This window comes from Mesorhizobium sp. B283B1A (genome assembly GCF_020165735.1).
GTDB lineage: Bacteria > Pseudomonadota > Alphaproteobacteria > Rhizobiales > Rhizobiaceae > Mesorhizobium > Mesorhizobium opportunistum.
On sequence record NZ_JAIUIQ010000011.1, the window covers coordinates 51702 to 76914 of the forward strand.

Consider the following 25213-nt stretch of genomic DNA (forward strand, 5'->3'; position numbering starts at 1 on the left):
ATCTGGACCGTTATTGTGGCGAGAGGGTTCGCCATGGAACACATCGCTGCACTGTTGCTGGTCATCGGCTGCACCAACTCGATGGCCGATTGTCATGAGCTGCAGGTTCCGGTCAGCGTCTTTGCGACCGCCGACGAATGCACCGCCGAGCGTCCGTTCGCCGTGGGCGATGTGCGGGGGCAGGCGCAACACGTCGTCGCCAAGTGCCTCGCGGTCGATCCCGCGCTCGAGGATGACTATGATCGGATCGTCTGGAATGTGCATACCGATGGCAGTCTCGACGCCTCGCTGGCGATATCCAGCCTCGTCGTGGCATTGAACGCGGCGCGCCCAGAAAAAGGCGACCTTAGCCAACAATAAATTGGAGCAGCAAAGCCCGTTATTTCATGCTAAATGGCTGCTGGTGCTTACCAAAGTGTGGACACAAAGTGAGGAGTGACTCAATGCGGAAGATGATTATTGCCATGGTTGCGGTGGCTGCTCTAAGCGGCTGCACCTCCACCGAGCAGGACGTGGTTGGCGGCGGCTTGATTGGCGCCGGTATCGGCGGCTTGGTCGGCGGTGGCAAGGGCGCGCTGATTGGTGCGGCCGTCGGTGCCGGTTCCGGCCTGCTGGTGCGCAAGCTGCAGAACGGCTACTGCCAGTATCGCGACCGCCATGGCCGTATCTACACGGCACGCTGCAACTAATCTGCGATAATGGAATGCAAATCCGGAGGCCGTGTCCGGCCTCCGGATTTTTTTATGACCGGCAATCTGTGGCTGTCCCTGCTGACAGGCTGAACCTCAGCCGAGCAACGGAATTCTGATCTCCACCTTCAGACCATCGGCCTGAAAATCGCGTTTGATCGTGCCACGCAGTTCGCGCGTGACGTTGAGGTCGATCAGCTTGGTGCCGAATCCGGTTTCGGCCGGCGCCTCGACTTTCTTTTTTCCGGCCTCCCGCCAGTTCAGCGCCAGCGTCCGCTCGCGCCCACGCGCTTCCAGCGACCAGTCCACCTTGAGCGCCCAGTCACTGCCAAGCGAATTGGCGGAATTGCCGGCGTCGCCATATTTCAGCGCGTTGGTCGCCAGTTCGTGGAAGGTCAGGCCAAGCGACTGCGTCGTCGTCTCGTCGAGCAGTACCTCCGGCCCTGACAGCAGCCCCTCGGGCAGTTCCTTGCCGAACACCTGGCCAAGCTCGATGCGCAGCAGATCGGCGAGATCGGCCTTCTGCCAGCGCGAGCGCGTCAGCATGTCCTGGGAAGCCGCCATCGCCTGCAGCCTGGCCGAGAAGGATGCGGAAAACTCGTTGACGTCGGTCGCCCGCGACGCCGTCTGTCGCGCGATAGCCAGCACCCTGGTGATCGAATTTTTGATGCGATGCTTCATCTCCTGCAGCATCAGGTCCTTTTCGAGCAGGCTCTTTTCGGTCGTCTCGTGCAGACGCGATGCCGCCTCGTAAGCCCGTTCCTGATAGCGCGCCACCAGCGCGATGGCGCCCGCGGCGAGCAGGCCGAACAGCCCCAGCATCACCGGGATGGCGCGCGACGACGGTTGCAAAAAGGCGCTGGTCGGCCTGAACAATATGGTCCATGCGCGGCCGGCCACCATGATCTTGCGGGTGACCAGCAGCCGGTCGCCAAACGACGAAGCCGGTGGCGTCTCCGACCGGAACAACAGATTGTCGCCGTTCACCGTGCCGTCATAGATCTCGGTGTTGACCGGCAGCAGCGGCGTGCGGCTGAGCGCGATCTGGAACAGGTCGCGGGCCCGGAAGGCTGCGTAGAGAAAGCCCGCGGTCGAGGATCGCGATGCGTTGATGACCTCGGGCGCGGTTTCGACGTTGAGCCGCACGAAGACCAGGAAGCCGGTGAAGGTCTGCGCGGCGCCGGTGCCTTGGCCGAGTTGCACCAGCCCGCTCGCGTGCTGCTGGTCGTCCGCCATTGCCTTTTCGATCGCCGCGCGCCGCACCGGCTCGCTGAACATGTCGTAGCCGATACTCGCCTGGTTGGAGGGATCCACCGGTTCGAACAGAGTGATGGGCGCGCGCCAGGGCTGCGTCGTATCCGGATAGACCGGATGGCTGGCGCCGAAATCGTGGAGGATATCGCGTTCGACCGCCGCCTCGTCGCCCGTCTTGACGAGTTGGAGGAACCCTATGCCGCGCAGGCCGGCGAAATTGTCCTTGATATCCAGCGCGTTGAAGAATGCCTTGAACTCATTCTGCGATATGTCGCCGTTGCGGGCGTCGAACAGAGCCTGCGTGGAGCGCAGCAGCGACAGATGCAGGTCGATACGGCTCTCGATTCGGTTGAGCGCATCGTCGGCCGCCCCTTCGAACTTGATGCGGGCGGCTTCCTGCGTCGCGAAATAAGCAAACCCCGCCATGGTCATGCTGATCAGCGCGACCACGATGAACGCGACGATTGGAAAAAGCTTCTTCAACGGATGATGCGGTCCATGAGCGATATCAGGCCTTTATGGGCAAATCGCCGGGTCAACACAATGGCAATGCCATGCCATCGTGATCACTGATACATCACGTGAGCGGCAACAGTGCCGACGGGTGGATGGGACCGCCAAAAGGCCTCAGGCGGCGATCTTCAGCGCACCCGGCCCAGGAATGGCCCCCGGAGGACATTTGCCCAGGATGATCATGCCGAGCACCTCGTCCTGCGTCACGTCGGTGGTACGCGCGGTGCCGACGACCTGGCCGTTCTTCATCACGCAGACCCGGTCGGCCAGTTCGAACACATCATGGATGTCGTGGCTGATCAGGAAGATGCCGATGCCATCCGACTTGAGCTGCCTGACCAGTTCGCCGACCTGCGCCGTTTCCTGTGGACCGAGTGCGGCGGTCGGCTCGTCCATGATCAGGATGCGGGCGTTGAACAGGATCGCGCGCGCGATCGCCACCGATTGCCGCTGTCCGCCAGACAGCTTGATCACCGGCTCCTTGAAGCGCTGGAAGCGGGGATTGAGCCGCCCCATCACCTTGCGCGCCTCGGCCTCCATGGCGACGTCGTCGAGCGTGCCCCAGGCGGTCATCAGCTCGCGGCCGAGGAACAGGTTGGCGGCGGCGTCGACATTGTCGGCCAGCGCCAGCGTCTGGTAGATCGTCTCGATGCCGTATTTCTTGGCGTCGCGCGGGTTGGAGATCGCCGCTTCCTCGCCATTGACGAAGATCTGGCCGGCATCGCGCTTGTAGGCGCCGGACAGGATCTTGATCAGGGTCGACTTGCCCGCGCCATTGTGGCCGAGCAGCGCCACGACCTCGCCGGGGAAAAGATCGATCGAGGCGTCGTCGACGGCACGGATGCCGCCAAAGGCGATCGAGATGTTGCGCATGTCGACCAGCGACGTGCCGGCGGGAGCAGATGCGGGAGCGGTGTTGTCGGCCATGATGGTTCTCCTTCCCTAGACCCGCTTGCGGTAGACGGTATCGAGCCAGACGGCGACGACGAGCACGGCGCCGACGACGATGCTCTGCAGCGGTGAGTCGATGCCGAGCAGCACCATGCCGGACTGCAACGACTGCATCAGCAGCGCACCGAGCATGGCGCCGAGCACCGTTCCGGAGCCGCCGGCAAGCGAGGTGCCGCCGATAACGGCGGCGGCAATCACCAAAAGCTCGTCCAGCGTGCCCAGCGCATTGGTCGACGCGTTAAGACGGGCCGACGAGATCGCCGCGCTGATCGCGGCCAGCACACCCATGATCATGAACACCTTCATCGTCACCCAGCGGGTGTTGATGCCGGCGAGATTGGCGGCCTCCGGATTGCCGCCGATGGCAAAGACGTAGCGGCCGAAACGGGTGCGCTTGGTGATGAACGTCATGACGATGCCGACCGCGACCGCCATCAGCACCGGTATGGCAATGCCGTGGGCGATGAACAGTCCATTTTCAGGAATGGCGATGCCGTTCTGCTGAGCGTACTGGCGTACGATGCCGATTGGCCACGGATAGGAATTGGCGATCCACACCGCGCCAAGGATGGCAGCGCAGGCGACTACGCCGAGAAAGGTTTCCGCCCAGACGGGACGCAGCGGAAAGTTGAACCGTTTGCGCTGCGATCGACCATTGAGCAGCGCGAAAGCGACAGCCGCGCAAGCAACGGCGCCGATGATCCAACTGGCGGTGGCGCCGATCGAGCCCCTCGGTCCGCCCCCCATCAGCTGGAATGTGGCGTCGAGCGGCGCGACCGTGCGCCCGTTGGTGATGAGCCACGCCATGCCGCGCCAGACCAGCAGGCCGCCCAGTGTCACGATGAAGGCCGGAACTTCGAGGTAGGCGATGATGAAGCCCTGGAATGCGCCGATCAGGAGACCGAGCACCACGCCGGCGGCCAGTGCAATGATCCAGAGCCAGGGATCTCCAAGCTGGAAGCCGATGACGCGAATGAGGAATTCGGCTTGCGCCACGCCCATGATCATGCCGATCACACCTTCGACGGAGCCAACCGAAAGGTCGATGTTGCGCATGACGATGACCAGCACCATGCCAGTCGCCATGATCGCGACCGAGGACGTCTGCACCGACAGGTTCCAGAGATTGCGCGGTGTCAGGAAAAGTCCGCCCGACAGGATGTGAATGCCGACCCAGATGACCAGCAGCGCACCGACCATGCCAAGCATGCGTGTGTCGAGTTCGGTTGCCTTCAGAAACCGGGCGACCGCGCCTAGTTCCGATGCCCGCGCGGTGTCGGCCGGTGCATTTGAGGTCGTGTCGGTCATGAAATCCTCCCGCCGGCTTGCCGTCTGACGCGGATGCCGGAATAGAGCCTGGAAGCTACCCGCCCGCGGCGGAAACACAAATCTTCTTGAAAAAACGCCGCGGCCTGGCAGCCGCGGCGTTTCATTGTCTGACGTCTTCGGATCAGTTGCAGGCCGCGACGCTGCCGGCGGCGACGCCTGCACAGACCTCGTCCTTCTTGATCCAGCCGGCGTCGATGACCACGTTGAGATTGTCCTTGGTGATCGCAACCGGTGTCAGGAACAGCGACTTGACGGTGTTGCCGCCAGGCGTCGTGAAGTCCTTCGCACCGGCAATGTCGGCCATCTTCTTGCCGTCGGCCAGTTGCGAGGCGATCTCGGCCGCGTTCTTGCCGAGCTCGCGCGCGTCCTTCCACACCGACACGGTCTGGGTGCCGAGCGCGATGCGGTTGAGTGCCGCATGGTCGCCGTCCTGGCCGGACACCGGCACGGTGCCGGCAAGGCCTTGCGCCGTCAGCGCCGCGACGACGCCGCCTGCGGTGCCGTCATTGGCCGCGACCACCGCGTCGACCTTGTTGTCATTGGCGGTCAGGAACTGTTCCATGTTCTTCTGGGCGTTGGCGGGCAGCCAGCCGTCCGTATAGGCCTCGCCGACATTCTTGATCTTGCCGCTGTCGATGGCTTCCTTGAGCACTTCCATCGAGCCCGAGAACAGGAAGTCGGCATTCGGATCGGCACCCGAGCCCTTGATGAAGACGTAGTTGCCTTCCGGCTTGGCCTTGAACACCGCGCTGGCCTGCAAGCGACCGACTTCCTTGTTGTCGAAGGTCAGGTAGAAGACGTCCTTGTTCTCGATCAGGCGGTCATAGCCGACGACCGGAATGCCTTCGTCCAATGCCTTCTGCACCGCCGGGCCGATGGCCGAGGCGTCCTGCGCCAGGATGATCAGCGAATTGGCGCCTTGCGAGATCAGGCTTTCGACATCGGTGAGCTGCTTGCCGGGATTGGACTGCGCGTCGGCGGAGATGTACTTGTCGCCGGCGGCCTCGATCGCTTTTTTCATCGCGGCCTCGTCGGTCTTCCAGCGCTCTTCCTGGAAGTTGGACCAGGAAACACCGATGACCTTGTCCTTCGCCTGCGCGACCGACGCAAGCGTCAGCGACATGGCGACACCCGCCAGGATGGCGGCTGTGAATTTCTTCATGATATTCCTCCCTGCGCCGCGTATGGCGCGACCAAACTGACCCTAAGGCCGGCACAAAGGCCCTATTTTTTCGAGCCTCGAAAAAACACTGGTCCATCGCCGGAACACTGTCAACAATGATTCTGATGGATTTTGAGGTGCCGCGGACTTTTTTTCGAGCTCCGGAATAAATAATGACAGCGTGCGGCGCTTCTGCCAGTATTTGGCGGCTTCGCTGGCGGCCTTCGGGAGGCACGAAAGGCCGCGGCGACCGGGAGGATGTGGGTGAACATGTCGGTCGGAATCCGCCACGACGATCTGCGCCGGCGCAACCGCGCCATGGTGATCTCGGCCGTGCGCCGTGCCGGTCAGCCTTCGCGCACCGAGATCGCCGCCACCACCGGCCTCAGCCACTCGACCATCTCGGCGATCTCCTCCGACCTGATCGGCGAAGGCGTCCTGACCGAGGGCAAGCCGAGCGAGGCCGGGTCGCTGAAACGCGGTCGACCGCAGGTCGGCCTCACACTCAACCCGGAGGCGGCGGCGGTGATGACCGTGGTGCTGTCGCTGAATTTCCTGTCGGTCGCCGTCATCGACTATGCCGGCCAGGTGATATCGGAGGAACAGCGCCGGCTGGACACGCTGACCATGTCGCGCGAGGCGCTGATCGGCGAATGCGTCGCCATCGTGCGGCGCCGCATCGACGATCCCGACATCGATGTCCGCAGCGTCGCCCGCATCGCACTGGCCATCCAGGGCATCACCGATACCGAGGCGCGCGCCATGCTGTGGTCGCCGATCACGCCGCAGACCGACATCGCGTTCGCCGACATATTCGAGGCCGAGTTCGGCATCCCCGCCACCATGGAAAACGACTGCAACATGATGGCGGTGGCGCTGCGCTGGCGCGATCCCGAGCGCTACCGCGACGACTTCATCGCCATTCTGCTGTCTCACGGCATCGGCATGGGCCTTGTGCTGAAGGGCCAACTGTTCACCGGCACCCACTCGTCGGGTGGCGAATTCGGCCACATGATCCACCGGCCGGACGGCGCACTCTGCCGCTGCGGACGGCGCGGCTGCGTCGAGGCCTATGCCGGCAACTACGCCATCTGGCGCAACGCGAGACAGCTTGGCGAGGACACCGAACCGGTCGACGTCAGCGACGCCGACATGCGGGCGCTGGCGGCCTCGGCGCGCGACAAGGACGGACCGGAGCGCCAGGCCTATCGCAGGGCCGGCGAGGCACTCGGCTATGGCCTCGGCAGCCTGTTCGCGCTGATCGATCCCGCCCCCGTCGCCATTGTCGGCGTCAGCGCCGCCGCCTTCGACCTGATCGAGCCGGCCTTGCGCGAGGCGATTGCCCAGACCGCCGGCGGCCAGCACTCGAAATCGATCTCTTTCGACACCGAGCCTAACGAACTGCCGCTGATCCGCGAAGGCTGCGCCATGCGCGCACTGACCTTCGTCGACCAGGAAATTTTCGCGCCGGGCGTGCAGGCGAGAGCAGGCGCGGCTGGGAAGAACGTGGCGTGAAATCGAAGCCATCGTAACATCCGTGGGTTGGACAAAGCCTCACGACTTCGTCATCCCTGGGCGGAGCAGGAGCGAATCTCCGTCGCGGAGACCCTGGGATCCATGCCGCGACCTTGGCCACGGAGTGCAGCGGAGCAGAATTCCGCGCCGAGGCAACGCTTCGAAGTCGCGGCATGGATCCTCGGGTCTACGCCGCGTCGCTTCGCTCCTTGCTCCGCCCGTGGATGACGAAGCAATGGACGTTTTCGCCAATCGCCAAGGTAAAGCGATCCGGCTTAAGCACGAAATCCGACTTTCTAACCTTCCGCGCCGAAGAACCTAATCTTCCCGGATCGCGTAGCCCGCCCCACGAATCGTGCGGATCACATCCGGCATGCGGCCGTTGTTGACCGCCTTGCGCAGGCGCCCGACATGCACGTCGACGGTGCGCTCGTCGATGTAGATCGTCTCGCCCCAGACATTGTCGAGCAGCTGGCTGCGCGAGAACACGCGACCGGGATGGCGCATCATGAATTCGAGCAGGCGGAACTCGGTCGGTCCGAGCCGGATCTCGCTCTTCTTGCGGTAGACGCGGTGCGATTCGCGGTCGAGCACGATATCGCCGACCTTGAGCACGCTGGACAGCACTTCAGGTTTAGCGCGGCGCAGCAGCGCCTTGACGCGTGCCATGAATTCCGGCGTCGAGAACGGCTTGACCAGATAGTCGTCGGCGCCGGTCGACAGGCCGCGCACGCGGTCGCTCTCCTCGCCCCGCGCGGTCAGCATGATGATCGGCAGCCGCTCGGTCTCGGGCCGCATCCGCAGGCGCCGGCAGAGTTCGATGCCGGACACCGCCGGTACCATCCAGTCGAGCACCAGAAGGTCGGGCACGTTCTCCTGCAGGCGGATCTCCGCCTCATCGCCGCGCGTCACCACCTCGACTTGGTAGCCCTCGGATTCCAGATTGTAGCGGAGCAGCACCCCTAGCGGCTCCTCATCCTCCACCACCATGATGCGTGGCGCGATCATCGGCTGGTCACCCCTGCTATGCCGCCGGCGCCGACATCGCGGTTTCGTCCTGCTTCGGGCGATTGGCGGGCAGCTGCGTGCCGGTCAGCACATAATACGCATTCTCGGCGATGTTGGTCACGTGGTCGCCGATGCGTTCGAGGTTCTTGGCACAGAACAGAAGATGCGTGCAGGCGGTGATGTTGCGCGGATCTTCCATCATGTAGGTCAGCAGTTCGCGGAACACCGAAGTGTATTTGACGTCGATACGCTCGTCGTCGGCGCGCAGCTTGGCCAGTGCGGCGGCATCGCGCGCCGCATATTCCTCGATAACACCTTGAACCTGGATCAGCACCAGCTGCGCCATCGCGTCGATGGAGTGCGACAGGTCGCGCGGCGTGGCGGAGAGCCCGACCGTGCCGACGCGCTTGGCGATGTTCTTGGCAAGGTCGCCGATGCGTTCGAGATCGCCGGCCATGCGGATCGAGCCGACGACGTGGCGCAGATCGTCGGCCATCGGCTGGCGCTTTGCGATCAACGTGATGGCGCGGTCGTCCAGCTCGCGCTGGCGCGCATCCATGATCGCGTCATCGGAGACGACGCGTTGGGCGAGCGCATTGTCGGAGTTCAGCAGCGCCTTGGTGGCACCGCCGACCATCGAGCCGGCGAGGTCGCCCATGTCGCTGATCAGCCTGCTGATCTGTCCGAGATCTTCATCGAAGGCTGCAACCGTGTGTTCGGCCATGATCCTGGTCCTCGTATGCGTGATCAGCCGAAGCGGCCGGTGATGTAGTCCTGCGTGCGCTTTTCGCGGGGCGACGTGAAGATCTTCTCCGTCTTGTCGAACTCGACCAGTTCGCCCAGATACATGAAGGCCGTCTGCTTCGACACGCGCGCCGCCTGCTGCATGTTGTGGGTGACGATGACGATCGTGTAGTCGGCCTGCAATTCGTCGATCAGCTCCTCGATCTTGGCGGTCGACAGCGGATCGAGCGCCGAGGCCGGCTCGTCGAGCAGGATGACTTCCGGCTTCACCGCCACGGTACGGGCAATGCAGAGCCGCTGCTGCTGGCCGCCCGAAAGGCTGAGGCCGCTGGCATTGAGCTTGTCCTTGACCTCGGTCCAGAGTGCTGCGCGCTTCAGCGCCTGTTCGACGCGGCCGTCCATCTCGGCCTTGCTGATCTTCTCATAGAGCCTGACACCGAAGGCGATGTTCTCATAGATCGACATCGGGAACGGCGTCGGCTTTTGGAACACCATGCCGATCTTGGTGCGCAACAGGTTGAGGTCCTGCGAGCGGTCGAGAACGTTCTTGCCGTCGAGCAGCACCTGGCCCTCGGCTGTCTGCCTGGGATAGAGCTCGTAGATGCGGTTGAAGACGCGCAGCAGCGTCGACTTTCCGCAGCCCGACGGTCCGATGAAGGCGGTGACGCTGCGTTCGGGCAGCGACAGCGTGATGTCCTTCAGCGCCTTCGACTGGCCGTAGTAGAAATTGAGGTTCTTGACCTCGATCTTTGCCTTGGCGGCTGCCTCGGCGGCGATCGTCATGTCTGGAGACAACATCTGGCTCATTTGTCCTCTCTGCGTCCGGTCAGGCTGCGCGCAAAGATGCTGAGCGCGAGAACCGTCAATGTAATTATGAGTGCGCCGGTCCAGGCCAGTTGCTGCCATTCCTCGTAGGGGCTGAGAGCGAACTGGAAGATGGTGACAGGCAGGCTGGCCATCGGCGCGTTGAGATTGCTCGACCAGAACTGGTTGTTGAGCGCGGTGAACAGCAGCGGCGCCGTCTCGCCGGAGATGCGGGCGATGGCCAGCAATATGCCGGTGACGATGCCCGAAAGCGCGGCGCGGTAGGCGACAGAACGGATGACCACCCAGCGCGGCGCGCCGATCGCGGTGCCGGCTTCGCGCAAGGCGTTGGGCACCAGATTGAGCATGTCCTCGGTGGTGCGCACGACGACGGGGATGACCAGGATCGCCAGCGCGACGGCGCCGGCGATCGCCGAGAAGTGCCCCATCGGCCGGACCATCAATTCGTAGACGAACAGGCCGATGATGATCGACGGCGCCGACAGAAGGATGTCGTTGATGAAGCGGACAATGGTAGTGAGCTTCGAAAAGCGGCCGTATTCGGCCATGTAGGTGCCGGCCAGCACACCGATCGGCGTGCCGACGATGATGCCGATGACGGTCATCACGATGCTGCCGTAGATGGCGTTGAGCAGGCCGCCGGCATCGCCGGGCGGCGGGGTCATTTGTGTGAAGACCGAAAGATTGACACCCGACAGGCCCTTGTAGAGCAGGGCGCCGAGAATGAGCGCCAGCCAGGCAAGGCCGATGCCGGCCGCGGCGACGCACAGCGTCATCATCACGCCATTCTTGCGCTTGCGGCTCTGGTGAAGCGACGTGGCTGTCGACATCGGTCAGGCTCCGGTGCGGGCGTCGATGCGCATCAGCATGTAGCGTGCGATGGCAAGGATCAGGAAAGTGATGACGAACAGGATCAGGCCGAGCGCCACCAGCGAAGACGTGTAGAGATCGCCGACCGCCTCGGTGAATTCGTTGGCGATGGTCGCCGAGATCGTCGTTGCCGGCGCAAACAGCGACGTACTGATGCGGTGGGCGTTGCCGATGACGAAGGTCACCGCCATGGTTTCGCCGAGCGCGCGGCCAAGGCCGAGCATGACGCCGCCCATGATGCCGATGCGGGTGTAGGGGATGACGACGCGGCGGGTCACTTCCCAGGTCGTGCAGCCGATGCCGTAGGCCGATTCCTTCAGCACGGGAGGCACCGTGTCGAAGACGTCCTTGGTGATCGAGGTGATGAAAGGCAGCACCATGATGGCGAGGATCATCGACGATGTCAGCAGGCCGATGCCGTAGGGCGGGCCGGCAAACAAGCTGCTGAGGCCGGGGACGCCGTGGAACACGCTGATGATGAACGGCTGCACCGTGGTCTGCAGGAACGGCGCCAGCACGAACAGGCCCCAGATGCCGTAGATGATCGAGGGAATGCCGGCGAGCAATTCCACCGCCATGCCGATCGGGCGCCGCAGCGGGCGCGGGCAAAGCTCGGTGAGGAAGATGGCGATGCCGATGCCGAGCGGCACGGCGATCAGGATGGCGATTGCCGAGGTGATGATGGTGCCGTAGATCGGCGCCAGCGCGCCAAATTTCTCCGTCACCGGATTCCAGCTTTCGCTGGTCAGGAACGAGAAGCCGAAGGTCGAGAGGGCTTGCCAAGAGCCGGCAAACAGCGAGATCGCGACGCCGCCGAGCAGCACCAGCACCAATATCGCGGCGGCGCGGGTCATTGCGTGGAAGATCGCGTCTGTCAGCGCAAACCGCCTGACGATGGCGTCGCGCGAACCTCGAATGGCTGGCAAGGCTTCCTGGACAGCGCTCATGTCAAGCTCGGCTCTTTCGAGTTGAAGGAAAAGGAGCGCCGCGGGCGCGGCGCTCCTCCAGAGATGTTACTCGCCGGCGTAGACGGGCTTGCCGTCGGCCTGGATGTCGGTCCTCCACGAAGCCTTGATCAGGTCGACGACGCTGTCGGGGATCGACACATAGTCGAGCGCCTTGGCGGTTTCCTTGCCGTCCTTGTAGGCCCAGGCGAAGAATTTCAGCGCTTCGCCGGTGGCAGCAGCGTCATCGGGAACCTTGTGGATCAGCACCCAGGTCGAAGCAGCGATCGGCCAGGTGGTGTCGCCGGGCTCGTTGGTGATGATGACGTTGAAGTTCTTGGCAGTCTTGAAGTCGGCGTTCGAAGCGGCAGCGCCGAAGGATTCGAGCGACGGCTCGACGACCTTGCCGGCTGCATTCACCATCTTTGAGTAGGACAGGTTGTTCTGCTTGGCATAGGCGTATTCGACGTAGCCGATGCCGCCGTCGGTCTGCTTGACGGTATTGGCAACGCCTTCGCTGCCCTTGGCGCCGACGCCGGTCGGCCATTCGACGGCCGTGTCCGAACCGACCTTGTCCTTCCAGTCGGGCGAGAGCTTAACCAGGTAGTCGGTGAAGTTGAAGGTGGTGCCCGAGCCGTCCGAGCGGTGCACGACGGCGATGGCGGTCGACGGCAGGGTTAGGGTGGGGTTCAGCGCCTTGATCGCGGCATCGTCCCAGGTGGTGATGGCGCCGAGATAGATCTGGGCCAGCGTCTTGCCGTCGAGGACGAGTTCGCCCGGCTTGACGCCGGAGAGGTTGACGATCGGCACGATGCCGCCCATCACCATCGGGAACTGCACGAGGCCGTTCTTTTCCAGATCGGCATCGGACATCGGCTTGTCGGTGGCGCCGAAGGTCACGGTCTTGGCGATGACCTGCTTGATGCCGCCGCCGGAACCGATCGACTGGTAGTTGAGGCCGACGCCGGTGTCTTTCTTGTAGGTGTCGGCCCACTTGGCGAACACCGGATAGATGAAGGTCGAGCCGGCGCCTGAAAGGTCAGCTGCCATTGCCGCGGAAAGGGTGATGGTGGACGCCGCAGCCATTGCAATCGCAACGGCCGCCGAGCGGATGAAATGTCTCATGTGGCCTGCTCCTGTTCGGAAGATGGTCTCTCGGCGCCATTTCTTGCCAGCGCCCGCTGAGGCCAATAGCCTTCGATTATAACAGTCGCATGACAGTTTCATGTCAGCCCGGTAACGCGTTGCCGAAGCCGGCAAAGGCGGTAGCGCGGCTGGTTCGCGGCCCGATCCGAGTTTGTCCCCGGAATCATGGGCTTGGGCCGTGCGTAGGCCGTAGCCACCGCCGGATTCGACGGGGCTTTCAAGGATGAAGAAAATCCGGACGGGAGTGCGTTGCTCGAGGCCAGAGCGTGTCGTGGCCGGGCCATCGCCGAAAACAGGTCCGTTGGGGTAGAGTGACGCTGTTCCTTGCCGGCGGTCGCTGCTCCCGCCCGTAACTGGATGAGCGGAATTCGATGCCGCCATTGTCCCGGCTAGGCACAGCCTTTGATATGGTGCGATCGCACCATAGTCATTGCACGCGGGGGTAGCAGGGAATCTCCCACTGATTCCTTCGGCTTGCCTCTTCAGATGCCGCGAATCCGCGACGCGGTGCTATCCCGCGTTGCGCTGCGCCTGGCGGCTGGCGCCGACCCAGCGCTCGACCTTCTCCAAGAGGGCCCTGGGGCTGATTGGTTTTGGCAGATAGTCGTCCATGCCCGCTTCCAGGCATCGTTCGCGATCGCCCTTGAGCGCATGCGCGGTGACCCCGACGATCGGCACATGCGTGCCGGTGTCTTCCTCCAGCCGGCGGATCGCGGCCGTCGCTTCGAGACCGCTCATCTCCGGCATCGAGACGTCCATCAGAATCATGCAAGGATTGAGCTTGCCGAAGGCGTCGAGCGCCTTGCGGCCGTTGCTGACGATCTCGAAGCCGTAGCCGGTCTCGCCAAGGATCTGGGTGAAGACCATCTGGTTCACCTCATTGTCCTCCGCCACGAGGATATCAAGCCTCTGTCCGTCATCGCCGACGGCCGGCAGCCTGGGACGAACCGGCGGTGGCTGCAATTGTGCGCGCTGCTCGGACAGCGCCAATTGCGGCCGCTGAGGCGCGTCCTCGCCTGCCGATGGCTGGGCGGCGTGGCCAACCGTGGTGTGGCGATGGCGCTGGACGGTCGCGACCAGCGTTTCCAGCAGGGCCGACGAGCGCGCCGGCTTGATCAGCTGTGCGTCGATGCCGAGATCGCGGTAGCTGGTGTTGGCAAGCGACTGGTCGACCGAGGTCAGCATGATGATCGGCGTGTTGGCGAGGCCGGCGGTGTTTCGCACGATGCGCGCCATTTCGGCGCCGCTCATCCCAGGCATCTGGTAGTCGAGCACGACGCAGTCGACCGGTACGCCATAGGCCGCGGCGGCGATCAGCACCTTGAGCCCCTCGGCGCCGCTTTCAGCCGCGCATGAATCGAATGTCCACGACGTCATCTGCTCGGTCAGGATGGCACGGTTCACGGCATTGTCGTCGACGATCAGCACGCGAGCGCCGGTCACATCCACCGGCATGATGCGCTGCCCGTTCTGCTGTTCGGCGCTGGGCAGCGTCACCTCGAACCAGAAAGTCGAACCCTTGCCCTCGGCGCTCTCGACACCGATTTTGCCGCCCATCAGTTCGACCAGTCGCGAGGTGATGGCGAGACCAAGCCCGGTGCCCTCGTGCCGCCTTGTCGAGGAGGTGTCGACCTGGCTGAATTTCTCGAACACCAGCTTCAGCTTTTCCTCGGGGATGCCGATCCCGGTGTCGGTGACCGAGATCGTCAGCCTGGTTCCGGTCGGCATCCGTTCGCCGGTCACGTCGACCAGCACATGGCCTTCGTCGGTGAATTTCACCGCGTTGCCGAGCAGGTTGGTGACGATCTGCCTGATCCGGCCGACATCGCCGATGAACAGGCTTCCGAGCCTCGGCTCGATGCGCACGATGAGTTCGAGATCCTTTTCCTTGGCGCGTGTCGACACCAGCGTCGCGACGTCCTCGATCGCCTCCGCGAGATTGAACGGCGCCGGATCGAGCACCAGCTGGCCGGCATCGATCTTGGAGAAATCCAGGATGTCGTTGATGATGGTCAAAAGCGCGTTGCCCGATTTGACGATGATGTCGGTGAACGTCTTCTGCTTTGGATCGAGATTGGATTTGGCCAGGAGTTCGGCCATGCCCAGCACGCCGTTCATTGGCGTGCGGATCTCATGGCTCATGTTGGCGAGGAATTCCGACTTGGCGCGGTCGGCGAGCACCGCACGCTGGCGCGCCTCGCGCAATTCGGCCTCGCGCATCTTCAATTCGGTGATGTCGGTGGTTGATCCGATCAGATAGAGCGAACCGTCGGACGCGATCATCGCGCCCTTTCGGGCGAACTGGTGGCGCACGCTGCCATCGGCAAGCGTCACCGTCTCCTCGATCTCCTGGGTTTCGCCGGTGCGCAGCACGGCCAGGTCGCCGGCGACGAAGGCCTCGCCGTCCGGCCCGAAGATCTCGACGTCGGTTTTGCCGATCGCCTCTTCCTTGCTGAGACCGGTGAGATCGCACCAGCCTTTGTTGACGTAGAACTGCCTGAGGTCGGAGCGCTTGGCGTAGATCGACACCGGCACGTTGTCGATCAGGCTGCGGAACACCTCGTTCTCGCGCATACTTTCTTCCAGCGCCCGCTCGCGTGCCTTGACATCGGTGATGTCGGTGCTGGAGCCGACAAGGTGCACCGAGCCGTCGCTGGCCACCAGGCGGCTCTTGCGCGTCATCAACTGCCGCACCGTGCCGTCGCGATGGGTGATCGGCTCCTCGACCTCGCGCACATTGCCGGTCGCCACGACATCGGCGTCGTCATGGCTGAAGCCTTCCGCTTCCTCGGCGCCGAACAATTGCCGGTCGGTCCGGCCGATGACATCTTCCTTGGCGAGGCCGGTCAGCGCGCACCAGGCCTTGTTGACGAATTCGATGTTCAGGTCCTGCGCCTTGATGAAGGCGGCCACCGGCAGCTCGTCCATGACGTGCCGGAACAGATCGATCTGGCGCATCGAGTCGCGCAAGGCGGCCTCGCGGCTCTTGAGGTCGCTGATGTCGACGCGCACGCCGATGAACGTGCCGTCATCGGTGCGCATGTCGTAGACCTGATACCAGCGTCCATCCGCATTGAGACGCTCATAGGAAGAATTTGGCAGACGGTAGCGCCTCAGCATGCCGTCGAGCCAGCGTTCGGTATCGACCGCATAAAGGCTGTCCACCTCGGCATCGCCGCTCGAGCGGAAGTAGCCGACCGAGTGGCCGAACTCCAGCGCCTCTCGGAAAGTGCGCCCAGGCTGCCAGTATGGCTTCAGTGCCGGCAGCGAATCCTGCAGCTTGCGGTTGGCGAAGACGAACTTGTCGTCTCGGTCGTAGATGATGACGCCTGCCGGCAGCGATTCCAGAACGGTCGCAAGGTTTTTGCGGGCATCCTCGGCTTCCGTCTCGCGGCCCTTCATGTCGGTGACATCGACATAGGAAATGAGCCGCTTGCCACCGGCCAGCGATGCCAGTGAGGCGACCAGCGTGCGCCCGTCATTGTGCGGCAATTGCCTGGAGCCAGCGACGCCGGCCCTAATCTCGGCTTCGCGCTCGGCGACATGGCGCTGCCAGGCAGTCTCGTCGGCACCGAAAGGATCGATGGCACGGCTGGCTTCCATCAGCTCGCGGAAGCTGGAGCCGATCCCGGCGCGGTTTGGATCGATCCTCCAGAAGTCATGGAAGGCGCGGTTGATCACCTCCGCGCGCATATCGGCATCGAGGACGAGCACCCCGATCGGTATCGAATCGACCATCGTGCGAAGGTTGACGAGGCTTTGCGAGGAAACGTCTTCGTCCTGTTTCGGCGCCATCTCCTCGAAGGCGGCGGCCAGCGCGGTGACGTTGCGGCCGATGCCACGATAGCCGGCAAATTTTCCTTCGCTGTCGAAGCGTGGAAAGCCTGACGTCAGCACCCAGCGGCAGTCGGCGCCGCCGTCCTTCAGCTCATAGACGAAGTCGCGGAACGGCCGGCGCGCCTGCAGATCCTCCAGATGCGCTGCCGCGCTGCGATTGCCCTTCAGGACCTGGTTGAGTAAATCGAAGCGGAACCGGCCAAGCACATCGGCCGGATCGATGCCCGTCGCCGCCTGGTAGCCCTGCGAAAGCCAGGAGAAGCGCAGCTCCGCATCGGTCTCCCAGATCCAGTCCGAGCCGGCTTCGACAAGCTGGCGAAGCCCTTCGGCGCGATCCATGTCGGCAGTATGCGGCAAGGCGTCGCCGCCTTGCGCTGCTGCCTTGCCGGGCTCGCGCTTGCCGCGTGCGCCGATTGCTTCGTCCGCTTCCGCCATGCTGTCCCCACCCCGAAAATCAAGGCCGAACCCTCCCTCCGCGGTTCGTCGGCGGAATGTGCCCGAGAAGCATTAACGATCCGCTAACCTTAACGAGCAACCGGACCGTTGTTGCTGCGTTGTTCCGTCCGGTTGCCGGGTCGGCCAACGCTGCGTTATAAGCGCCCGCAGGGGTGTTGCTTATGTCTGGACGGATAGGGCCTTTTTTGCTGGGCGTGGCGCTGCTTTTCGGCAGCGGCTGTTCGCGCAGCTATGACGGCACGGTCATCATCCCGCGGCCGCTCGATGCCAGGCGCTTCTGGGACCGGCCGCCACCCAATGTCGACTACGGACCGTCGCAGGTCGACAATGGCGCGTTTCCGGCGCCACCACAGTCGCCCGAACGGTTTTCCGAGCGCAGAGTTGTGAAGCCTGCCTTGCAGAAACGGCATCAAAGGAGGCTTTCCTCCCCGGCTCCCTCGTCTTCCGGCCCGGAAAAGCAGCTGGCGTGCAGGAATGTAAGCGCTCCAGGCCAACGCGTTCGCATGGTCTGCGACTAGGCTAACTTCTTCAGAAAGCGCCTGCCGGAACCCTACAGCAGATAGGACTCTATAGCGTTGCCGCGCCCTTCTTCGGTTCCTTTGCACCGAGCTTGTCGAGCGCCAGACGAACCTGGCGCAGATCGTCTTGCCAGCCGTCATCGTCGCCCATCGGGCTCTCCGACGCTGCCCGCTGCAGCCCGCGCGCCTCGGATTCGATCTTGCGCAGTTCGGCGATCTTCTCGTCCTTGGTCAAGGAGCCGTCTTCGAGGATCTCCAGAACCCGCATTTCCCTGAACGTCGCCATGGCGTTGCTCCCAGCTGATGTCGATCACAACGCCGGGAGCAGGCACCTGTTCCAGCCAGATCGCGGCGGCCAGGATCGCGGCCAGGTAAGCGACAGGCTCATCGCGGCGGTCGGCCGCCGGGTTCGAAAAACCGTTGCTATTCCACGGGGAAGAAGGCAGGGCCAACCACGCGCACCGACCGCTTGCTGGCCTCGATCGATTGCAACTGAGCGGTGCCCGGAGCCTCGCGGCTGGATCCCGGAATTGCCGCGACACTGCCGAGGTCCGGCTTTGGCTGTGGCAGGGGGATGATGGCATTGCTCATGTTCGTGGGCGTGACCGTCCTCGCTCTCAGTTCGGCTACCCGCCGGTAATAGCGCTTGACGTCACAGGCCTTGAAATTGGCATCCTCACGGTAGCGGAAAGCGGTTGGCAATTCTGTGTAAGGCTTGCGCGTATCAAGCGCGGCCATTTTTTCGGTTTCCAGACTGGCATCGCTCAGCGTGTAGAGGTCGACCGCCGGATTGTCACAGATGTAACGGCATTGATCGGCCGTATCCTTGAGATCGTCGTTGCCGGCGAATTGCGACTTGGGCGCCGGGAAGAAATATCCATCCGAAAGGCGCACGCAAAACAGCATCGTGTTGCCGCTGTACGTTGGCATCGCCGTTGCCGCCGCGGACTGCGCCTTCGGCGCCGGGCGCTGCTCCTTGCCCCGGGATGTGCAACCGAGCGCCACGAACCGTGCCTGCAGGCCCGAAATGTCCCGGCCGGAATTGGACGCGGCCACGATCTGGCGCTGCACGTCCGACCGGTTCCTGGCAAGGTCGGCGCAAGCATTGAAGAAACCTCCCACGGCACTTTGCGCGGTGCATTTGCGCTGCCTCTCCAGGCCCTGGATCGCCGCGAGCTGGCGGCGCAGCTGCGCCAGTTCCGGGCTCACGCCGCCACCGCGACCGGCGGAAAGCAACTGACCTCTGATCGCGCTGCAACTGTCCGCGTAGGAAGATGTTGTGCCGAGCGCAAAGGAGGTCACCATTACCAGTGCGATCATCATCATGAGAAACCAGAAACGGGTCATCGGGACGACATGATACTTGTTGCGGATAGTCTGGAATCACGTTCTTTAGACTGATCTAACCTTTCACTAAATGAGCTTAGTCTAATATTTTAAGACTTTCAGCCTAAGCAGACCTTCATTTAGTGTAATATGACCACCTCTGTAAATTCGATATTACATTTTTATTTCAAGATTGAGACGAACCGGAAAACAGTGCGGCTCGATCGATGAGCGCCAATGCTGCAAGGTCAGGACGCCAGGCGCTCGGCTAAATCCGATACCAGACCTGAAACCTTTGCCTGGGCCGCGGCGTTGAAAGGCAAAGGAGAACGCTGATGTCGATCCACTTCACGGTATCGGAACTGACAAGAAACCTTTTTCATTCCCTCGGGCTTGATCATGAGGGCGCGCCACGGCCGCTTAATGCCGAGCAGAACCTGTTGCTGGAGTGCTATCTGGCTGGGCAAATTCCGGAATCGGCCTGGAACGACTACGTCTTCGAAACACCGGATCTGGCACGGCATGCCGAGGCGCGGCGCCTGAGCCATTGAGCCATTTATCCCAGAAGCGCCGGGCTATTGAGCCGTTGGTCCCGGAGGGTACCTGCCAGAGGCGTAAAGCCTGCCGGGCACCCTGCTTTCCGCGAGACGCCCCATTGGCGTCAGGAAAGGTCACCTAGCTTCTCGCTGTAAGGTCGGTGAAGGCAGCTCTTACTTCGGGGAGACCGATTGCAACTGCTTCGGGGAAACCAATTGCAACGTGAACACCTTGCCGCCAATGCCCTGTGCCAGCGTCGGCGAGAAAGTCAGGGGCGTGCAATTCTTGACGGCCGCGGTGGCCGCGTCGATGAACGCCTGCCGCGCCTTGTCATCGCCGGTCACCTTGACGGCAGTCGCCCTTGGTGGACCGATCAGCGTGCCGTCGCGCTTGAAGCTGAAGCTCAGGGTTACGGTCGAATTCCCGGCATCCGCCGGGGGCGTCCAGCATGCCTGGATCGCGGCGCCGACATCAGCCATTGTATTGAGCGTCGCGGCCTGTGACGGGAGAAGGGTCCCGACCAGCATTCCAACGGCGATCATCAGCCTTGCCGCGACGCACTTCATTGCAATCCCTCATTTCACTGCCGGCCGGCATTCATGGCTGGACTGGCTGTAAGGGATGTTAGAGCCGACGTTGGCAATGACAATATCTCGACGCAAAAGTTGATGCTTCGGCGTTGCTGAGTTTCGTGCCGCGATGTGCCGGCACCACCACCCCAAAAAGCAAAAGGCCGGCGCGGGGCCGACCTTTCCTTCCACCTCGGCGCCAGTACATCCGTGGTCGCGCGGTGAATTCCGGGCAGTAGACAGGGCTTTGGTTAACGAATCCCTAACCCTTGGCCTGCGACTTCACATGGGCGATATAGCCGCGCACGTCGCCGGCCGGCTCGGCGTAGGCCTTGCCGAGCTTCTTTTCGATCGCCGCCATGTACTCCTTCGTCCATTTAGGCAGCGCGTAGTCGATGACGGCCAGGAACTCGAGCGTCGCCGCCAGCCGGATGTCGGCGATCGACGGGTGCTTGCCTCCGATGAACGGCTTGCCGTCCCTGAAGAAGCTGTGGAAGACCTCCAGCGGCTCGGCGATCGCGGCCATGGCTGCCTTCTGGGCTTCGGACTTCTTGTCGGGATGGGCGTCGCTGTGGCCGACCTCGCCGGCATAGTGCGGGAAACCAAGCGCCGGATAGGTGGCGCGCGCCACATAGGGGTAGAGGGTGCCGATCAGGTAGAACATGGCGCTGTCGACCATTGCCCGCTTGGCCGGCGCCGTGGGATAGAATTTCTCCAGCCCGTGCTTGTTGGCGAGATACTGCATGATGGCGCAGCTTTCCCAAAGCACGCCTCTGGGCAGCCCCTTGTCCTCGATCATCGGCGTCAGGTGCGCCGGATTGCGCGCCATATATTCGGGCGAGCGCGTGTGGCCCCAGGCGTCGGTCTCGGCGGCGTCGAATCCGGCCGCGCGCGCGAAAACCCGCACCGTCATGTTGTTGACGCTCGGCTTCAGCATGCTGAGCTTCAGCCCCGGTTTCTTCGCCGGCTTGGCCTTGGCATTCGCAGCGGGTTTCGCGGTGGCCTTTGCTGCCGGTTTCGCCGCTGCTTTGGCCGCCGCCTTTGGGGTCGTCTTTGCGGCCACCTTGGCCGCGGGTTTCTTCGCCTTTATTGTCGCTGTCTTGGCCATTTGTTCCTCCCTCTGTGCCCGTTCAGTATGGGTTCTTCGGCGCCCGGTCATCCGACAGGGTTGCGCGCGAACGCTCGACGAGCGCCTGGATCGCATCAGCGAGATGCACTTCGGCGATGTTGTAGTCGCCGCGCGCGACCCGCAGCCTGTGCGCTTCCATCAGCACGTCGGCATGGCTAAAGCCGGCCGGCGGCTCGAAGCGATAGGAGGCGAGTTCGATCAGCAGCCCGAGCGGATCCTCGAAATAGATCGAATCCATGAAGCCGCGATCCTTGACGCCGCTGTGCTCGATGCCGCGCTCGTCGAGCCGCGCGACCGCCTGCAGGAACGTGACGCGCGACACCGAAAAGGCGATATGGTGGACACAGCCCGTATCGGTCGGCGTGCGTCGCTTCTCCGGCGTGCGGCTTTCGTCGGTGAAGACGGTGATCAGCCGGCCGTCGCCGGGATCGAAATAGAGATGGCTCTCCTTGGGCTTGTCGAGGTTGGGCTGCTCGAAGATGAACGGCATGCCGAGCACGCCCTCCCAGAAATCGATCGAGGTCTGGCGGCCGGCGCCAACCAGCGTGATGTGGTGGACACCCTGCGACTGCAGTTTCTGCATTGGCCCCTCCCGAGGCATCAGCTGCCCGTGCGGATCTCCCCGGCACGCGGCGTTCTGCGCGCCACTCGAACTGTGCCTCAAGATCCAGGAGGTGATGCTAATGCAATCGGCTCTGCCGCGCCAGAAGCGGCGAACCCTAATGTTGGCACGCCGGCGAAACCGTTCCTGGTTGTAATAGCCAGGGAAACGTTTTTAAGGATTGCGGTTATCAGCCCTAGCCAAAGGCGGGCTAGTAGCGCCCTGGCCGAAACCGCGACTACGCGACGGCCCTGAGCTCGGCCACCGCCAGCATCCCCACGCCGCCACATTCGGCGCATGCGATGGTCTTCCCCGGGCAGCTTGTCTGATGCGTCCCCTGCGGGCAGCAATGCCCTTTTGACGCAGACCATCTCGAGCAATCGAAAACCTTGCCGCCGCCATGGCAGCGCGAGCAAATCATCTTGACTGAGGACATCCCAACTCTACCCGACCCAAAGTCCGCCATCCGCGGACGCTACCCGCATGCCAAGTAACAGAGATCGTTGTGCTTTCAAGCGTCGCGGCCTGACTTAAATTGGGTGAATTCGGCCATGCGGCCGCCGGATTTTCGCGGGTTTTGCCGCTTCTTTCGGTGAACGCAACCCACACGGGTACTTTGTCAGAATGTGATCCGAAACTGTGGGAAGGAACGGCCGAGCCGTTGTTGCGCCGGACGGACCGCTGCACAGCAGTCTAAAAGCAAAAGGGGCCGGCATTGCGCTGGCCCTCCACTTCCACTTGGAGCGCGAGGTGGTCGCGAATACCGCCAAGGCTAGTCGAGAAATCTGATCTTCGTGAAGGACATCATCTCTCCCATCACGTTGCCGCTGTCATCGATCTGCTTCCCTTGTCCGACTGTAACGGTCACGCGTTTTCCCTTGTAGCGGGACGGCATCGCGGTTTGCTCGTTCCAGCTTCCGCACTCGGGAGCGGAACACAGGCCGACTTGCTCCTGCTTCTTGCGGTCGACAATAGTCAGATAGCAATTATCGCCACATTCGAAACCTCGAATGGTGCCGGTGATCTTCCTGTCCTTGGAGAACGACGGACCGCACTGGGCGATCAGGGACGCGGAAATGAGGAGCGGCAAAGCCAATTGTTTCATGCAGCCAACTTGCTGCAACAGGCCGTATAGCGCAAGCATCGCATCTGGCAGAAAATCCTTGGTACGCCCAAGGGGAATCGAACCCCTGTTCCCGCCGTGAGAGGGCGGTGTCCTGACCGCTAGACGATGGGCGCGTTCAAGAACCGGCGATATAGGCTGACGGCTGGGAAAAAGCAACTGGGGTTTCGGCTGCTTTGCCGCATCGGACAAAAAGCAGCTAACGCGTTACCGTTTGGGCTCGATCAGGTCCCAGAGATTGCCGTGCAGATCGGCGAAAACCGCCACCGTGCCGTAGAGTTCGAAACGCGGCGCCTCGCGGAATTCGACGCCCTTCTCCAGCATCGCCGCGTGATCGCGGGCGAAGTCGTCGGTTTCGAGAAAGAGAAAAACCCGGCCACTGGTCTGGTTGCCGATGCTTTTGCTTTGTGCCTCGTCGGAAGCCTCGGCCAGAAGCAGCCTGGCGCCCTGGCCGTTGGCCGGCGCCACCGTGACCCAGCGCTTGCCGCCGCCGAGATCGACATCCTCGACGAGATCAAAACCCAACCGCCCGACATACCAGGCGATCGCCTCGTCATAGTTGGCGACGACCAGCGCAACGGTCGCGACGCGACGATGTTCGGCGAAACCCGTCATCTGTTGCGAATTGCAAAACGGCCGATCAGGCGGCGCTCCGCGATATCGTAGATGAAGATCGCGCGGCCGCCGTCGGTGAGCTCGGCATCGATGGAGACGTGGTTGCCGGACAGCGACTGGCTCACCACCTTGGCCCCGACCGGCAGCACGATGTCGCCGCTGGCAAGCTCGCCGGCGGGGGTCTGGATATCGCCGGCCAGCGGCGGGTTCGTCGCTGGCGCGTTGCGCGCTTTGTAGACAAGGGCGCCGATCACCACCATAAGGGCAAGAAACAGCAGGCCGAGATTGATGCCGACGAAACGGACGAGTTTCCTGCGCACCTTTTCGACTTCGGGGTCGAGCGGCTTTTCCTGATCTTCCTCGGCGGTTGGGCTGGCCATGGCAAACATTCCGGAACGGTTTTTCAATGAGCGCTCATAGCGAAGAGGCCCCTCAATTGATAGAGGACGGATTGATGGAGGCACCCACCGTGCTGGTGGCGGGCGCGGATGCGGCGGGCCAGCGCCTCGACCAATGGCTGGCTGCCAGCCTTGGCCCGGACATGTCGCGCAGCCGCGTGCAGATGCTGATCCGGCAGGGAGCCGTTTCCATCAACGGCAAGCCGGTTGATGAAACCAAGCGCAAGATGCTTCCAGGCGAAAGTGTCTCGGTCGCCATGCCGGAGCCCGAGCCGGCCGAGCCGCGGGGCGAGAACATCGCGCTCGATGTGCTTTATGAAGATGACGCACTGATCGTCATCAACAAGCCGGCCGGGCTTGTCGTGCACCCCGGCGCAGGCAACTGGACCGGCACGTTGGTCAATGCGCTGATCCATCACTGCGGCGAGAGCCTTTCCGGCATTGGTGGCGTGCGCCGGCCGGGCATCGTCCATCGCCTCGACAAGGAGACCAGCGGCGTCATGGTGGTGGCCAAGACCGACCGCGCCCACAAGGCCCTATCCGAAGCCTTCGCCGATCATGGCCTGACCGGCGATCTCGAACGCGCCTATCTGGCTTTGGTCTGGGGCATACCGCAGCGGCCGACCGGAACGGTCGACGCGCCGCTCGGCCGCGCCGCCGACCGGGTGCGCCGCGCCGTGGTGCCGGAAGGCCGCGACGACGCCCGCCACGCCGTCACCCACTTTGCCGTCCAGGAGCGTTTTGGCGAGAAACAGCAGGAGTTCGCCACCGCAAGCCTGGTCGAATGCCGGCTGGAAACCGGCCGCACCCACCAGATACGTGTCCACATGGCCCATATCGGTCATCCGGTGATCGGAGACCCCGACTACGGCCAGGCCTTCCGCACCAAGGCCAACCGGCTGCCCGAACCGTTGAAAAGCCAGGTCAAGGCATTTTCCCGGCAGGCTTTGCATGCCTGGCTCCTTGCATTTCGTCATCCCGATACCCATTTAACGATGAGGTTCGAGGCGCCGATACCGAGGGACATGGAGGAACTCGTCGGCGGCTTTTGCAAGTTCTGAACCTGCTGACGACAGGCGTTGAGCCAGCCATCAAAAACCTGACTGACATTGTTCACTTCAGCGTGACACACCGTTTCGTGTTGAACAAATGCT

General features: G+C 63.0%; 25 protein-coding genes and 1 tRNA gene. 6 read left to right on the top strand and 20 right to left on the bottom strand.

The genetic code is table 11. The features are described from left to right. The first annotated feature begins 33 nt into the window (after positions 1-33). Together LB577_RS11670 and LB577_RS11675 are read left to right on the top strand one after the other, a co-directional pair. Positions 34-360, top strand: coding sequence for a hypothetical protein (locus LB577_RS11670; protein ID WP_224686820.1), 327 nt, complete (start codon positions 34-36; stop codon positions 358-360). Between the two features lie 83 nt (positions 361-443). Continuing rightward, positions 444-689 carry a YMGG-like glycine zipper-containing protein gene (locus LB577_RS11675; RefSeq protein WP_023763747.1) on the top strand — a complete coding sequence of 82 codons (246 nt, stop codon included), beginning with the start codon at positions 444-446 and terminating at the stop codon, positions 687-689. Between the two features lie 96 nt (positions 690-785). Here the strand turns inward: LB577_RS11675 and LB577_RS11680 are convergent, their stop codons facing one another. The 4 genes from LB577_RS11680 to xylF form a co-directional block, all read right to left on the bottom strand. Then, positions 786-2426, bottom strand: coding sequence for a CHASE domain-containing protein (locus tag LB577_RS11680; protein WP_224686821.1), 1641 nt, complete (start codon positions 2424-2426; stop codon positions 786-788). Between the two features lie 144 nt (positions 2427-2570). After that, positions 2571-3383 carry an ATP-binding cassette domain-containing protein gene (locus LB577_RS11685; protein WP_013892659.1) on the bottom strand — a complete coding sequence of 271 codons (813 nt, stop codon included), beginning with the start codon at positions 3381-3383 and terminating at the stop codon, positions 2571-2573. A 15-nt stretch (positions 3384-3398) separates the two neighbouring features. Continuing rightward, positions 3399-4715: a sugar ABC transporter permease gene (locus LB577_RS11690; RefSeq protein WP_224686822.1), complete on the bottom strand. Its 1317-nt coding sequence runs from the start codon at positions 4713-4715 to the stop codon at positions 3399-3401. 142 nt (positions 4716-4857) lie between these two features. Continuing rightward, positions 4858-5898, bottom strand: coding sequence for a D-xylose ABC transporter substrate-binding protein (xylF, locus tag LB577_RS11695; RefSeq protein WP_013892657.1), 1041 nt, complete (start codon positions 5896-5898; stop codon positions 4858-4860). Positions 5899-6168: 270 nt separating this feature from the next. Between xylF and LB577_RS11700 the strand changes: the two genes are divergently transcribed. Next, positions 6169-7413 (top strand): ROK family protein, encoded by a 1245-nt coding sequence (locus LB577_RS11700; protein ID WP_224686823.1) that lies wholly within the window; start codon positions 6169-6171, stop codon positions 7411-7413. 318 nt (positions 7414-7731) lie between these two features. Here the strand turns inward: LB577_RS11700 and phoB are convergent, their stop codons facing one another. From phoB to LB577_RS11735, 7 genes are all read right to left on the bottom strand, one after another. Further along, positions 7732-8421: a phosphate regulon transcriptional regulator PhoB gene (gene phoB, locus LB577_RS11705; protein ID WP_010911896.1), complete on the bottom strand. Its 690-nt coding sequence runs from the start codon at positions 8419-8421 to the stop codon at positions 7732-7734. Positions 8422-8437: 16 nt separating this feature from the next. Beyond that, positions 8438-9145, bottom strand: a complete 708-nt coding sequence (phoU, locus tag LB577_RS11710; RefSeq protein ID WP_010911897.1) for a phosphate signaling complex protein PhoU — start codon at positions 9143-9145, stop codon at positions 8438-8440. Positions 9146-9168: 23 nt separating this feature from the next. After that, positions 9169-9972 (bottom strand): phosphate ABC transporter ATP-binding protein PstB, encoded by an 804-nt coding sequence (gene pstB / locus LB577_RS11715; protein WP_013892654.1) that lies wholly within the window; start codon positions 9970-9972, stop codon positions 9169-9171. Then, positions 9969-10820 carry a phosphate ABC transporter permease PstA gene (pstA, locus tag LB577_RS11720; protein ID WP_023776884.1) on the bottom strand — a complete coding sequence of 284 codons (852 nt, stop codon included), beginning with the start codon at positions 10818-10820 and terminating at the stop codon, positions 9969-9971. Before pstA ends, pstB begins: the two co-directional genes overlap by 4 nt. 3 nt (positions 10821-10823) lie before the next feature. Next, positions 10824-11807, bottom strand: a complete 984-nt coding sequence (gene pstC, locus LB577_RS11725; RefSeq protein ID WP_023763740.1) for a phosphate ABC transporter permease subunit PstC — start codon at positions 11805-11807, stop codon at positions 10824-10826. 66 nt (positions 11808-11873) lie between these two features. Beyond that, positions 11874-12929: a phosphate ABC transporter substrate-binding protein PstS gene (gene pstS, locus LB577_RS11730; RefSeq protein WP_224686824.1), complete on the bottom strand. Its 1056-nt coding sequence runs from the start codon at positions 12927-12929 to the stop codon at positions 11874-11876. Positions 12930-13460: 531 nt separating this feature from the next. Beyond that, a complete protein-coding gene (locus LB577_RS11735; protein ID WP_224686825.1) occupies positions 13461-17222 on the bottom strand; it encodes a PAS domain-containing protein in 3762 nt (1253 codons plus the stop codon). Between the two features lie 182 nt (positions 17223-17404). Here LB577_RS11735 and LB577_RS11740 point away from each other — a divergent pair, with 182 nt between their 5' ends. Beyond that, complete coding sequence (locus LB577_RS11740; RefSeq protein ID WP_224686826.1) at positions 17405-17761, top strand: hypothetical protein; 357 nt, start codon at positions 17405-17407, stop codon at positions 17759-17761. 49 nt (positions 17762-17810) lie between these two features. Here the strand turns inward: LB577_RS11740 and LB577_RS11745 are convergent, their stop codons facing one another. Together LB577_RS11745 and LB577_RS11750 are read right to left on the bottom strand one after the other, a co-directional pair. Continuing rightward, positions 17811-18047, bottom strand: coding sequence for a hypothetical protein (locus tag LB577_RS11745; protein ID WP_023776889.1), 237 nt, complete (start codon positions 18045-18047; stop codon positions 17811-17813). 137 nt (positions 18048-18184) lie between these two features. Continuing rightward, positions 18185-19108: a DUF2865 domain-containing protein gene (locus LB577_RS11750; RefSeq protein ID WP_224686827.1), complete on the bottom strand. Its 924-nt coding sequence runs from the start codon at positions 19106-19108 to the stop codon at positions 18185-18187. Between the two features lie 314 nt (positions 19109-19422). Between LB577_RS11750 and LB577_RS11755 the strand changes: the two genes are divergently transcribed. Continuing rightward, a complete protein-coding gene (locus LB577_RS11755; RefSeq protein WP_023763735.1) occupies positions 19423-19638 on the top strand; it encodes a hypothetical protein in 216 nt (71 codons plus the stop codon). 159 nt (positions 19639-19797) lie between these two features. Here the strand turns inward: LB577_RS11755 and LB577_RS11760 are convergent, their stop codons facing one another. The 7 genes from LB577_RS11760 to LB577_RS11790 all read right to left on the bottom strand — a co-directional run bounded on the left by LB577_RS11760 (position 19798) and on the right by LB577_RS11790 (position 24041). Beyond that, positions 19798-20190 carry a hypothetical protein gene (locus LB577_RS11760; RefSeq protein WP_224686828.1) on the bottom strand — a complete coding sequence of 131 codons (393 nt, stop codon included), beginning with the start codon at positions 20188-20190 and terminating at the stop codon, positions 19798-19800. Between the two features lie 265 nt (positions 20191-20455). Then, positions 20456-21301: a glutathione S-transferase family protein gene (locus LB577_RS11765; protein WP_224686829.1), complete on the bottom strand. Its 846-nt coding sequence runs from the start codon at positions 21299-21301 to the stop codon at positions 20456-20458. A gap of 22 nt (positions 21302-21323) precedes the next feature. Further along, positions 21324-21905 carry a VOC family protein gene (locus tag LB577_RS11770; protein WP_224686830.1) on the bottom strand — a complete coding sequence of 194 codons (582 nt, stop codon included), beginning with the start codon at positions 21903-21905 and terminating at the stop codon, positions 21324-21326. Positions 21906-22695: 790 nt separating this feature from the next. After that, positions 22696-23067, bottom strand: a complete 372-nt coding sequence (locus LB577_RS11775; protein WP_224686831.1) for a hypothetical protein — start codon at positions 23065-23067, stop codon at positions 22696-22698. 20 nt (positions 23068-23087) lie between these two features. Beyond that, a tRNA-Glu gene (locus tag LB577_RS11780) sits at positions 23088-23162 on the bottom strand. A 91-nt stretch (positions 23163-23253) separates the two neighbouring features. Then, a complete protein-coding gene (locus tag LB577_RS11785) occupies positions 23254-23661 on the bottom strand; it encodes a VOC family protein (protein WP_224686832.1) in 408 nt (135 codons plus the stop codon). After that, complete coding sequence (locus LB577_RS11790) at positions 23658-24041, bottom strand: fimbrial protein (protein WP_224686833.1); 384 nt, start codon at positions 24039-24041, stop codon at positions 23658-23660. The genes LB577_RS11785 and LB577_RS11790 overlap by 4 nt, the downstream gene beginning before the upstream one ends. Positions 24042-24067: 26 nt before the next feature. On the opposite strand from LB577_RS11790, the gene LB577_RS11795 reads away from it, so the two are divergent. After that, positions 24068-25120 carry an RluA family pseudouridine synthase gene (locus LB577_RS11795; protein WP_224686834.1) on the top strand — a complete coding sequence of 351 codons (1053 nt, stop codon included), beginning with the start codon at positions 24068-24070 and terminating at the stop codon, positions 25118-25120. Positions 25121-25213 lie beyond the last annotated feature (93 nt).